The organism is Parasphingomonas caseinilytica, from assembly GCF_036663755.1.
Taxonomy (GTDB): Bacteria; Pseudomonadota; Alphaproteobacteria; order Sphingomonadales; family Sphingomonadaceae; genus Sphingomonas.
In genome coordinates, this window is the sequence record NZ_JAXOJL010000002.1 from 232,488 (window position 1) to 244,945 (window position 12,458).

At 65.7% G+C, this 12,458-nt stretch carries 11 protein-coding genes; 2 read left to right on the forward strand and 9 right to left on the reverse strand.

Annotation, left to right across the window (positions count from 1 at the left end):
• Position 1: 1 nt before the first annotated feature.
• Both U1738_RS07535 and U1738_RS07540 read right to left on the reverse strand, forming a co-directional pair.
• A complete protein-coding gene (locus tag U1738_RS07535) occupies positions 2-1,165 on the reverse strand; it encodes an HlyD family secretion protein (RefSeq protein WP_332788428.1) in 1,164 nt (387 codons plus the stop codon).
• On the reverse strand, positions 1,165-2,589 hold the full coding sequence (locus U1738_RS07540; RefSeq protein ID WP_332788429.1) for an efflux transporter outer membrane subunit: 1,425 nt from the start codon (positions 2,587-2,589) through the stop codon (positions 1,165-1,167). The genes U1738_RS07535 and U1738_RS07540 overlap by 1 nt, the downstream gene beginning before the upstream one ends.
• Positions 2,590-2,654: 65 nt before the next feature.
• Here U1738_RS07540 and U1738_RS07545 point away from each other — a divergent pair, with 65 nt between their 5' ends.
• Positions 2,655-3,302: a TetR/AcrR family transcriptional regulator gene (locus U1738_RS07545; RefSeq protein WP_332788430.1), complete on the forward strand. Its 648-nt coding sequence runs from the start codon at positions 2,655-2,657 to the stop codon at positions 3,300-3,302.
• Positions 3,303-3,368: 66 nt separating this feature from the next.
• Here U1738_RS07545 and U1738_RS07550 read toward each other — a convergent pair whose 3' ends face one another.
• The 6 genes from U1738_RS07550 to U1738_RS07575 all read right to left on the reverse strand — a co-directional run bounded on the left by U1738_RS07550 (position 3,369) and on the right by U1738_RS07575 (position 9,867).
• Positions 3,369-4,226, reverse strand: coding sequence for a Cof-type HAD-IIB family hydrolase (locus U1738_RS07550; RefSeq protein ID WP_332788431.1), 858 nt, complete (start codon positions 4,224-4,226; stop codon positions 3,369-3,371).
• Positions 4,223-5,209 (reverse strand): phosphogluconate dehydrogenase (NAD(+)-dependent, decarboxylating), encoded by a 987-nt coding sequence (gene gnd, locus U1738_RS07555; protein WP_332788432.1) that lies wholly within the window; start codon positions 5,207-5,209, stop codon positions 4,223-4,225. The genes U1738_RS07550 and gnd overlap by 4 nt, the downstream gene beginning before the upstream one ends.
• A gap of 138 nt (positions 5,210-5,347) precedes the next feature.
• Positions 5,348-6,460 (reverse strand): transaldolase, encoded by a 1,113-nt coding sequence (tal, locus tag U1738_RS07560; RefSeq protein WP_332788433.1) that lies wholly within the window; start codon positions 6,458-6,460, stop codon positions 5,348-5,350.
• A complete protein-coding gene (tkt, locus tag U1738_RS07565) occupies positions 6,460-8,541 on the reverse strand; it encodes a transketolase (RefSeq protein WP_332788434.1) in 2,082 nt (693 codons plus the stop codon). The genes tal and tkt overlap by 1 nt, the downstream gene beginning before the upstream one ends.
• Positions 8,542-8,608: 67 nt before the next feature.
• Entirely contained in the window at positions 8,609-9,289 is a 681-nt protein-coding gene (rpiA, locus tag U1738_RS07570; RefSeq protein WP_332788435.1) for a ribose-5-phosphate isomerase RpiA, read from the reverse strand.
• A complete protein-coding gene (locus tag U1738_RS07575) occupies positions 9,286-9,867 on the reverse strand; it encodes a glutathione S-transferase (protein WP_332788436.1) in 582 nt (193 codons plus the stop codon). Before U1738_RS07575 ends, rpiA begins: the two co-directional genes overlap by 4 nt.
• 75 nt (positions 9,868-9,942) lie before the next feature.
• Here U1738_RS07575 and U1738_RS07580 point away from each other — a divergent pair, with 75 nt between their 5' ends.
• Positions 9,943-11,235 (forward strand): Hsp70 family protein, encoded by a 1,293-nt coding sequence (locus U1738_RS07580; protein WP_332788437.1) that lies wholly within the window; start codon positions 9,943-9,945, stop codon positions 11,233-11,235.
• A gap of 224 nt (positions 11,236-11,459) precedes the next feature.
• Here U1738_RS07580 and nudC read toward each other — a convergent pair whose 3' ends face one another.
• Positions 11,460-12,338, reverse strand: a complete 879-nt coding sequence (gene nudC / locus U1738_RS07585) for an NAD(+) diphosphatase (protein ID WP_332788570.1) — start codon at positions 12,336-12,338, stop codon at positions 11,460-11,462.
• Positions 12,339-12,458 lie beyond the last annotated feature (120 nt).

Here is a 12,458-nt window from a genome sequence, read left to right on the forward strand (position 1 = left end):
CTTACTTGCCGCGCGTATCGATGACGGCGTCCATCGTCAGCCCGACGCGCAACGGATGCGCCTGCAGATCCTTCGGATCGATCGCGATGCGCACCGGAAGGCGCTGCACCACCTTCACCCAATTGCCGGTCGCGTTCTGCGCCGGGATCAGCGAGAAAGCCGCGCCGGTGCCGCCGGAGAAACCGGTGACATGGCCGTGGAACACGACATCGCCGCCATAATAATCCGAGGTGAGCTCGGCCGGCTGGCCGATCTTCACGTCGCGCAACTGGCTTTCCTTGTAATTGGCGTCGACATAGGCGGTGGCGATCGGCACGATCGTCATGATCGGCGCGCCGGCCGCGATCCGCTGCCCCACCTGCACCTGACGATTGGTGACGATGCCATCGACCGGAGCGCGGATCACCGTACGCTCGAAATCGAGCTTCGCCTTATCGAGCCGCGCGCGCGCCGATGCCACGTCGGGCGAGGTATCGATCGTCGTGCCGCGCACCAGAGCCTCGCTCGCCGCCGCGTCGTCTCCGGCGGAATTCTGCGTCGCGATCGCCGAGGTGACGCCGGCCTGCGCCAATTGGCGGGAGGCGAGCGCGCTTTGATAGGCGGCGCGCGCGGTGGTCAGTTCCTCGCCCGAGGCGGCACCGCTACCGACCAGTTGCTGGCGGCGATCGAGATCGATCTTCGTGCGGGCAAGCATCGCGTTGGCGTCGGCGAGCTTGGCGCGGGCCTGAGCGATGTCCGCGCCGCGCGACGTCACCTTGGAGCGGGCGGACCCGGCCAGAGCGGCGGTTTGGCCGTATTTTTGCTGCGCCTGAAGCAGAGCGGCCTGGGCGGTGGCGAGATCGATCTTCGCATCGGCGGAATCGATCACGACGAGCACGTCGCCCTTCTTCACCGCCTGCGTGCCACCCACTCGCACTTCAGTGACCGGGCCGGAGACTAACGATGTGATCTGCGCCGAATCTGCGCCGACATAGGCGTTGTCGGTATGCACGCGGCCGACATCGAACACGAAATACCAGATCGCCCACAGGCAGGCGGCGACCAGCACGACGATGCCGAGGATCGTCAGCAGTTTCCGGCGCTTGCCGGCAGTCGGCGGCGTGGGATGATCGTCGGTCTGCGCGGTATCCGCTTCGGGCTGCGCATGCGCGTCTGCTTCGGCCATCACTTCGTCTCCGTATAGCTATAGCCACCACCGAGCGCGCGGATCAGCGCGACGTCGAGCGCGATGCGGCGCGCTTCGAGATCGGCCACGGCGCGCCGGGCGGTGAGTTGGTAATCGTCCGCGGTCAGCACGGTCAGTTGGGTCGAGAGCCCGCCGGTGTAGCGCAGCGCGGCGATGCGGCTGGCATCGGCGGCGGCGGTGAGCGAGGCGCGCTGTTCGGTCAGCCGCTGGTCTAGCGCGCGCTGGCTGGCGACCGCGTCGGCGACTTCGTGCAGCGCGGCAATCAGCGTACGATCGTATGTGGCGACCGCGCCGTCATAGTCCGCGCGGGCCTCGACATAGCGGCCCTTGATGCGCCCACCGTCGAAGATCGGCAGGCTGAACGCCGGGCCGGCGCTGCCATAGCTGGAATTCCCCTCGAACAGCCGGCTGAGGCCGAGCGATTGCAGGCCGACGATCGCCGACAGGCTGATATTGGGATAGAAATCGGCGCGCGCGACCTTGATCCGCTTGGCGGCCGCTTCCGCGCGCAGCCGTGCAGCAACGACGTCCGGGCGGCGGCCGATCAGGTCGATCCCGGCTTGGTCCGGCACGCCGATCGCGGCGGCGGCAATCGTCGGGCGGGTGATGCTCAGGCCACGATCCGGACCGGCACCGACGAGCGCCGCGATGCGGTTTCTGGTCAGCACGATCGCCTCGTCCAGCGCGGCGATATCGGCGCGGGCGGCGGGCACGCGGGATTCGGCCTGACGCTGGCTGCCGACCGCATCGACGCCGACATCGACGCGTTGCGTGGTCAGCTTGGCGCTCGCGCCACGCACGCGGAGCGCCTCGACTGCGACATCGCGTTCGGCATGGTATTGCGCCAGTTCGGCATAAGCGGCGGCAATGTTCGTGGACAGCATCAGCCGCGCCTGATCGGCATCCACGCGCGCCGCCTGTGCCTCCGATGTGGCGGCGGCGAGTGCGGCGCGGTTCTTGCCCCACAGATCGAGGTTGAAGCTGGCGGTGCCGGTCAGCCGTCCGGTGTCCTGTATCCCGCTAGGCACGAATTCCGGCGGAATGCCGAGATTCTTGCTCTGCTTGTTGCCGCCGACCGAGCCATCCGCCGACAGGCTGGGCGACAAAGCCGACCGGCTCTGCTGCGCGAGCGCATCGGCGGCGTTGATCCGCGCGACGGCGGCGGCAACGTCGGGCGACGCCTTCAGCGCTTCCTCGATCAGACCGCTGAGTTGCGCATCGCCGAACCCGGTCCACCACGCAGCCACCGGCCAGTCGCGAGTCGCTCCGGCCACAGGCGCGAGGCTCTGAGTCGATTCGAGCGACGCGGTCGCGCGCGGTTCAGGCTTGGTGCCGAGATCGGGCACGCACCCGGCGAGCAAGGCAGCGGTGGAGACCGCCAGGGACAAATGGAGGAGACGCATGGTAATGCCTGATACTATCTGGTATCATTGCCCACTGATCCTCCCCGGTTCGATTGTCAATTGAAATGATACCAGACAGTATTGCCACTCCCTCGATCGCCCCTGCGTGTGAACCGGACAGCCGCGCGTTACGCCGTCAGACCTTCGTGGATGCCGCCCGCGATGCCTTTTTCTCGCGCGGCTATGGCGAGACGACGATGTCCTCGATCGCCGCTGCGGTCGGCGGATCGAAGACGACCTTATGGTCATATTTCCCGTCCAAGGAGGATCTGTTCGCCGCCGTGGTGGACGATATCGCCGAACATTTCAGCGCGGCGTTGACCGTCGAACTGCCCGATGGCGCGCCGGTCGAGCCGACGCTGCGGCGGTTTGCCACCGCGATGATGGACACGATCCTGTCCCCGCCGATTCTGGCACTGCACCGCGTCGTTACGGGCGAAGCGCAACGCTTCCCCGAACTCGGCGCGATGTTCTACGAACGCGGGCCGAAGCGCGGCAAGCAACGGCTGGCGGCGTTCATCGCGTCGGCAATGGCATCGGGGCAATTGCGATCCGGCGACCCGATGGCCGCGGCGTGGCAATTCGCCGCCTTGTGCCAGTCCGGCTGTTTTCAGGAAGTGCTATTCTCCATTCAGAGCGCGATCGGCGAGGAGCGCGTCGCACAGGATATCGATTCGGCAATCGATACCTTCATGCGCGCGTGGGGGAATTAAGCGGGATTCTCCCCTCCCTGGAAGGGAGGGGGTTGGGGGTGGGTTGCTCTCGAGGGAGCACCGTCCTCACCCCATACCAACCCACCCCCGGCCCCTCCCTTCCAGGGAGGGGAGAACTGCATCACCCCCCAGGATGATCTCGTTGATCGCCTTCGCCACGCCGTCCTCGTCATTGCCCGCCGTCACCTTGTCGGCCTTGGCGCGGACTTCGGCCGGCCCCTGCCCCATCGCGATCGACAGGCCGGCACGCGCGAACATCGGCACATCGTTGGCCTGATCGCCGATCGCACAGGTGGCGGACAGCGGCGTGCCCATCGCCTCGGCCAGCAGCGCGATCCCGTCGCCCTTGTTCGCGGCGAGCGCGGTCACGTCGAGATAATAGGTTTGCGACTGCATGATCGTGGCCTTGTCCGCGAACGGCCGGGCCTTGTCGTGCAGACCGCGCAACAGGTCCGCATCGTCGCTGACGAAGGTGATCTTGTCGGCGCGATCATAGAGCGCGGTAAAGTCGCTGGTGACGATCGGTGCCTGGTTGGACGCGATGCGTTCGTGCGCGACATGCACGCCCCGATCGGTGCTGGCATACCATTTGTCGTCGGCGAACACCCAGACATCCACCGCCGCGCCCTCGGCCAGCGCGAACACGCCCTCCACCACATCGCGGTCGATGAAATGCTGGCAGACGATCGTGCCGTCGCGCTTGAAGATCGTGCCGCCGTTGAACGCGCCCATCGGTACGTCGATCCCCAGCGTATCCGCGATCGGCATCATCCCCGAACGCGGCCGCGCGCTGACGATCGTGAACCCGAGGCCCGCCGCGCGCAGGCGACCGACCGCATCGATCGTCCCCGGCGTCAGCTTCTTCTTCCCATCGACCAGCGTGCCATCGACGTCGGATACGACGAGCCGTATTTCGACACTCACTGCGGCATCTCGACATGGCCGCCGAACCCATAACGCATCGCCGACAGCAGTTTGTCGCCGAACGTATGCTCCACGCGGCTGCGGTAGCGCGCGAACAAAGCGGCGGTGAGCACGTTGGCCGGCACCTTTTCCTCCATCGCCGCGTCGATCGTCCACTGGCCCTCGCCCGAATCCGCGACGTTGCCGCTGAACGCTTCGAGCTGCATGTCCTTGGCCAGCGCGATGGCCGAGAGATCGAGCAACCAGGACGAGATCACGCTGCCGCGCCGCCATACTTCGGCGATGTCGGTCAGGTTGAGATCGAAGCGTTCGTCCTCCGGCAGCTTGTCGGACGCCTTGCCCTTCAGGATATCGAAGCCCTCGGCATAGGCCTGCATCAGGCCATATTCGATACCGTTATGCACCATCTTGACGAAGTGGCCGGCCCCCGCCGGGCCAGCATGAATATAGCCCTCCTCCGCCCGCGGATCCTCGCCCTCATTCTCCATCCGGCCCGGCGTGCGGGTGATCGTGCCGTGGCCGGGCGCGAGCGCGGCGAGCATCGGATCGATATGATCGACCGCCGCCTTGTCGCCGCCGACCATCATGCAATAGCCACGCTCCAACCCCCACACGCCACCCGACGTGCCGACGTCGATATAGCGGATGCCCTTTTCGGCCAGCGTCTTCGCGCGGCGGATATCGTCCTTGTAGAAACTGTTGCCGCCGTCGATCACGATATCGCCCTCGCCGCACAATCCGGCGATGGTCGCGACAGTCTGCTCCGTGATCTCGCCAGCAGGAAGCATCGACCAAAAGATTGCGGGGCTATCGAGCTTGGCCTTCATATCATCGAGACCGGAGGCGGCAACCGCGCCGTCCGCCACCAGCGCATCGATCGCCTTTTGGTCGCGGTCGAACACCACCGTTTCGTGGCCCGCGCGCATCAGGCGGCGGGCGATGTTGCCGCCCATGCGACCGAGGCCGATGATACCGATCTTCATGTCGTAATCCTCAATACAAAGAGGCTGCTTCCCCGGCGAAGGCCGGGGCCCACGCGGAGGCCTTGGTAACGCAATACGGTCCGTCGCCGCGATCGTTCCGCGACTGGGCCCCGGCCTTCGCCGGGGAAGCACAAAAGCTTATGCCGCCTCAGCCGGATGCTTCGCTGCAATCGCGCCGAGCAGATCGTCGAACGCCTTGGAGAAGCTCGCCACGCCTTCCTCGACCAGCGTATCGGTGACGCCCTTCAGGTCCAGCCCCAGACTTTCCTGATCGGCCATTACCTTGCGGGCCGCCTCGACATCGGCCCCCAGTGTATCGCCGACATTGCCGTGATCGCGGAACGCATCCAACGTCTTGGGTGGCACGGTGTTGACCGTATCCTTGCCGATCAACGTGTCGAGATACAGCGTGTCGGGATAGTCCGGGTTCTTGGTGCCGGTGGAGGCCCAGAGCAACCGCTGCACCTGCGCGCCCTTGGCGGCAAGCGCCTGCCAGCGATCCGAGGCGATGAACTCCTCGTACCAGGCATAAGCCAGCTTGGCGTTGGCGATGGCGACCTTGCCCTTCAGCGCTTTCGCCGCTTCCCCGCCGGTGCCGGCATCGATCTTGTCGTCGATCTTCGAATCGATCCGGCTGACGAAGAAGCTGGCGACGCTGGCGATCCGGTCGATCGCTTCGCCGCGCGCGGCGCGCTTTTCGAGACCTTCGGTATAAGCGACTGCGACCGCCTTGTAGGCATCGATCGAGAACAGCAGGGTCACGTTGACGTTGATCCCGGCGTCGATCGTCGCGGCAATTGCGGGCACGCCGGCCGGTGTGCCGGGGATCTTGATCATCAGGTTCGGGCGATCGACCTCGGCCCACAATTTCGCCGCCTCGGCGATCGTCGCGTCGGTATCGTTGGCGAGATAGGGCGACACTTCCAGGCTGACATAGCCATCCTTGGCGTTCAGCCTGTCATAGACCGGACGAAGCGTATCTGCCGCCGTCCGGATATCCTGAATGGCGAGATGTTCGTAGCGCGCCATGGTCGAGGCGTCCGGGTGTGCCTTGTCGAAATCGGCGAGCGCGGAATCATAGGCGTCCCCATGCCCCATCGCCTTCTCGAAGATCGACGGGTTGGACGTGACGCCGGTCAGCCCGTCCTCATCGACCAGCTTCTGCAAGCCGCCCTCGGCGAGGAATTTGCGATCGACGAAGTCGAGCCAGACGGCTTGGCCCCGAGCGGCGAGATCGTTCAAACGGCCCATCACTTCGTCTCCATTACGGATTTGGCGACTTCCACGACCTTGGGGATCGTAAAGCCGAACTTGTCGGCCAACTTTGCGAGCGGGGCGGAAGCACCGAACGTCGCCATGCTGATCGCCTTGCCTTCGAGCCCGATATAGCGATCCCAGCCGATCTCGCTGCCCATCTCGATCGAAACGCGCGCCGTGATCGCCTTTGGCAGCACGCTTTCTTTGTACGCGTCCGACTGGCGCTCGTACCGGAACCAGCTCGGCATCGAGACGACGCGCGCGGCGATGCCCTCGCTCTTGAGCTGCTCGTATGCGCCGATCGCCAGCGACACTTCGGACCCGGTGGCGATCAGGATCACCTGTGGGTTCTCGCTGTCGGCCAGCACATAGGCACCCTGTTCGAGGCCATCGGCGCTGGCATATTTCGTCCGGTCGAGCGTCGGCAGCGCCTGGCGCGACAGCACCAGGGCATGCGGATGGCCGCTTTCCTTGACGATCGCCTTCCACGCCGCCGCCGCCTCGTTGGCGTCGCCGGGACGGATCGTGTCCATGCCGGGCGTTGCGCGCAGCATCGCGAGCTGTTCGATCGGCTGGTGCGTCGGGCCGTCTTCGCCGACGCCGATCGAATCGTGCGTGAAGATCCACACCGCGCCGATCTCCATCAGCGCAGACAGACGCACCGGCGGGCGCATGTAATCGAGGAACACGAAGAAGGTGGAACCGTACCCACGCAGGTGCGACAGCGACATGCCGTTGACGACCGCGCCCATGCCATGTTCGCGCACGCCGAAATGGAAGTTCACGCCGTCATAGCTGCCGGGTTCGAACGACTTGCCGCCCTTGATGTCGGTCTTGGTTGAGGGCGCGAGATCGGCCGAGCCGCCCAGCAGCCACGGCACCTTCGGCACGATCGCGTTCAGCACCTTGCCCGCCGCATCGCGGCTGGCGATGCCCTTGGCGTCGGGCTCGAACACGGGAATGTCGGCATCCCAGCCCTCGGGCAAAGTGTCCGACAGCATCGCGTCGAGTTCGGTGGCGAGATCGGGGAATGCGGTGCGATACTTGGCCAGTGTTGCCTCCCATTCCTCGCGCGCCGGGCGGCCGCGATCGGCGATGGCGCCGTTGAAATGCTCGATCACGCCATCTGGGACGTAGAATGTCTTGTCCTCGGGCCAGCCGTAAGCGCGTTTGGTCTCGGCGATCACCGCGTCGCCCATCGCATCGCTATGCGCCTTGGACGTGCCAGCGATCGGGCTGCCGTAACCGATGATCGAATGAACGATGATCATCGTCGGCTTGTCGTCGGTGTTGCGGAACGTATCGAGCGCCGCGGCCATCGCGGCGCAATCGTTCGCGTCGTTTACGTGGATGACGTTCCATCCATAGGCTTCGAAGCGCTTGCCGACGTCCTCGTCGAACGTCAGGCTCGTCTTGCCCTCGATCGTGATATGGTTGCTGTCGTAGATCCAGCACAGGTTCGACAAACGGAGATGCCCGGCGAGGCTGGCAGCCTCCTGGCTCACGCCCTCCATCAGATCGCCATCTCCGGCGAGCGTGTACACATCGTGATCGAACAAAGTGTAGCCCGGCTTGTTGTAGCGCGCCGCGAGCCAGCGCTCCGCGATTGCCATGCCGACCGAATTGCCGCAGCCCTGCCCCAGCGGACCGGTGGTCGTCTCCACGCCGGTGGTGTGGCGATATTCGGGATGGCCGGGGGTCTTGGAGCAAATCTGGCGGAAATTCTCGATGTCGTTCAGGCTAACGGCCTCGTGCCCGGTCTTGTTGCCCTTGGCATCGACCTCGTCGACCTTGGCGAGGTGCAACAGCGCGTAGAGCAGCATCGAGGCGTGGCCGACCGACAGCACGAAGCGGTCGCGGTTTGGCCAATCGGGCTTCGAAGGATCGTAGCGCAGGAATTGCGACCAGAGCGTGTAGCCGACCGGAGCCATCGCCATCGGCGTGCCGGGATGACCCGAATTCGCCTTCTGCACCGCATCCATCGTCAGGGTGCGGATCGTGTCGATGGTCAGCCGCGACAGCGACCCGTCTTCGTGAAGACTGGTTGGGGAGTCGGCGGTTGCGGTGTCGCTCATGACGGGTCGATCCTTCTTGTCGCTGCCCCAACGCGAAGGGGCGTCCGAGGTTGCGGCTTCTGCGGTGTTATCTCGTGCGGTCAACCCGACTCACCGCACCGTCGTGCGCGATATAGGCCGAATCGATCTCGGTGAGGAACAGGCCGTGGCCGAGAAGTCCTGGAATCGCAGCCAGTTGCGCAGCGGCGTTGGCGGGATCGAAGTCTTGCGGAAATTTGCAGTCGAGGATCAGATTGTCCTGATCGGTGCGCCAATATTGGCCGTCTTTGAGCCGCAGCTCCGGAGTCGCACCGAGTTTCGCGATGCGATCGGCGACGAAGGCGCGGGCGAGCGGCAGGATCTCGACCGGCACCGGCGCATGGCCGAGCGCGGCGACACGCTTCGACCCGTCGGCGATGGCGATCATCCGGCGCGCGGCGGTGGCGACGATCTTCTCGCGCAGCATCGCCCCGCCCGCGCCCTTGATCGCGCGGCAATGGCCGTCGATTTCGTCCACGCCATCGATCGCGAGGTCGATCTCGGCGATATCGTCGAGCGGCAGGACGGTGATTCCCGCCGCCCGCGCCGCTGCCTCGGTCGCCAGCGATGTGGCGACGGCGGTGATCTTGAACCCCCCGAGCACCCTCTGCCCCAGATGCGCGATCAGATAAGCGGCGGTCGATCCGGTGCCGAGACCGACGATCATGCCGGGCTCGATCTCGACCGCGGCGGCGGTCGCGGCAAGGCGCTTGTCGTCGTCGATGCTCATTTCGCCATGACCTGCTGGAAGAGTGGCGACGCGATATGGCTGGCGAGCCAGCGCTGCACGTTCGGAACGTCCTGCACATCGAACCAGTCGCGATCTACCGCCGCGAACTGGCGGACGAACGGCATCAGCGCGATATCGGTCAGGCCGCGCGCATCGCCGCAGAGATTGGCCACACCGGCGAGCCGCGTTTCGAGCGCGCCCAGCAGCGCCAGCCCCGCCGCGCGATGCTCGATCGGATCGCTGCCATGCCGGTCGGGATATTTGTAGCGATCCAAATGGTGCTTGAACGGCCCGTCATTGGCTGCGATCAATTCGGCATCGTCGCCCGCCAGCCAATGCTCCGGATCGTTTACCGCCAGCGCATAGCGCATGATGTCCAAACTCTGCTCGATCACCCGGCCATCGGGCAGCACCAACACCGGAACCGTCCCTTTAGGCGATGCGGCCAGCATCTCCGCCGGCTTGTCGCGCAGCTTCACCTCGATTTGGTCGAACACCATTCCGCCGACCAGCAACGCCATCCGCGCGCGCATCGCATAGGGGCAGCGGCGGAAGCTGTAGAGGATGGGCGCGGTCATCGCATGCCATGTAGGAAGCCCGGCACGACCGATCCACTCTTGCCTTCCATCGTGCGCGCCGCGAAGGCTCGGGACATGCAGAGAGAAGCCGTCCTCGGATTCGATTTCGGCACGACCAACAGCGTTGCCGCAGTGTCGGCGGGCGGCGCCGCGCCGGAGATGGTTGCCTTCGACACGCCGGGCGGGACCGACGCGGTGTTCCGATCAGCTTTGTGCTTCTGGCAGGACGAGGATGTGCGCGGCGGGCTGGCGGTCGAGGCCGGGCCGTGGGCGATCGCCGAATATCTCGACTATCCCGAAGCGAGCCGCTTCGTGCAATCGTTCAAGTCGGTCGCGGCCAGCCCAGTATTCGAACATGCCACGATTTTCGAGCGGCGGTTGCGGTTCGAGGAGATGGGGCAGCTGTTCCTCGATAAGATGGCGGCGCGATCGGGGGGGAAGCTGGCCGGTGGAGCCAAGCGGGTCGTCGTCGGGCGGCCGGTGGAATATGCCGGGAGCAGGCCGAACGAGGCGCTGGCCCGAACGCGATACGATGCGATGTTCGCCGGGTTCGGGGCCGACATCCACTATGTCTACGAGCCGGTCGGCGCGGCGTTCAGCTTCGCCGCGCGGCTGAGCGAACCGGCGACGGTGCTGGTCGCCGATTTCGGCGGCGGGACGAGCGACTTTTCGGTGGTGCGGGTCGAGGCACCGGGCGCGGCGCGGCGCTGCGTACCGCTGGGGCATGCCGGGATCGGGATCGCCGGGGACCGGTTCGATTACCGCATCGTCGACCGGCTGGTGCTGCCGATGCTGGGCAAGGGCGGATCGTACAAGTCGTTCGACAAGGTGCTGGAGATCCCGCGCGGCTATTTCAGCGATTTCGCGGACTGGTCCAAACTGGCGCTGATGCGCAACCGCAAGACGCTGGCCGAACTGGACAAATTACGGCGCAGCGCGATCGACCAGGCGGCAATCGGGCGGATGATCGCGGTGATCGAGCAGGAATTGGGCTATCCGCTGTACGACGCGGTCGGACAATTGAAGCGCGCCCTGTCCGGCGACACACACGCGCATTTCCATTTCGCGGGCGCGGGGCTGGAGATCGAGGCGGACGTGACGCGTGCCGAATTCGATGGCTGGATCGCCGAGGATATCGCGCGGATCGAGCAGACGGTGGACCGGGCGCTGGTTGCCAGCGGCGTGGCGGCGGACGGGATCGACCGCGTGTTCCTGACCGGGGGTACATCGCTGACCCCGGCGGTGCGGGCATTGTTCGTGCGGCGGTTCGGCGAGGATGCGATCGCGAGTGGCGGGGAATTGACCTCGATCGCGCATGGGCTGGCGCTGATCGGGCAGGAGGCGGATCTGGCGGCCTGGTCGGTTTGAGATCAAGTTAACCGTCGTTCCGGAAGCGTTCGCGCTTATCCCTTTCGACAAGTAAAGTCCGCACTTCCCCGGCGAAGGCCGGGGCCCAGTCGGCAAACAGAAGTAATCGTGCGCTGCGCGACGTAACATCGACCTTCGCGACTGGGCCCCGGCCTCCGCCGGGGAAGAGTACATGGTGCAAGTGAAAAGCACTGGAACAAGTCCGGGGTGACGAAGGGTTCTTTTCAGCCCTTCGCCCATTCGGTCAGCAGCGTGAAGGCGATAGCGTAAGGCGGCGGGGGCAGGAACGACCCCGTCCCGCCCGCCAGCACATCGCGCACTTCCTCCCGCGACACCCAGATCGCGTCTTCCAGCTCATTGGTGTCGAGCGTGATCGTGTCGTCCTCTGCCACCGCGACGCACGCCATCATCAATTGCGACGGAAACGGCCAGGGCTGGCTGGCGACATAGCGTATGCCACGCACCTTCACGCCGGCTTCCTCGTGGATTTCGCGCGCGACGGCTTCCTCGATCGATTCGCCCGGCTCCAGGAACCCGGCGAGCGCGGAATAGCGGCCCGGCGGCCATCCCTTGCCGCGCCCGAGCAAGGCGCGACCATCATGTTCGGCGATCATGATGACGACCGGATCGACGCGCGGGAAATGCTCGGCCTTGCAGCTCGGGCAGGCCCGGCCCCAGCCGCCACGAAAGATGTCGGTCGCGGTGCCGCAATTGGCGCAGAAGCCGTGCCGGGCATGCCAGTCGATCAGGCTGCGCGCGGCGGCATAGGTCGCCGCCTCGCCGGGGGCGAGGCTGTGCAGCGCCGCCATCAGCGCCGGGCTGCGCATCGCCGGGGCATTCGACACGCGCATGCCGGGCACGAACGCGGCGAAGTGCGGACGCCCGCCATCGTCCAGCCCGAGCAGCAGCGGCACGGCATCGTCGGGCAGATCGGCGAGCGTCGTCCAGCCGAGGCGACCATCGTCGGTCACGTCCGGCTGGAGCGCGTCGAGCTTCAGCAGGCGCGCGCGCCAATCGCCTTGCGCCTCTGCCAAAGCATCGGAATCGTGGCGCAGGTGATCCGCACGATCCAGCGTGCCGCCGGTGAAGCCCGGCGCGGTCATCTCGGAGAACATTCTCGTAGCTATCTCCACAAAGGCCTGAAATCAGCTTGGTTCAAGGTGCCCCAAACTCGTCATCCCCGCGAAGGCGGGGATCCCGCTGCCTTGCCCCGTCCGGAGTAG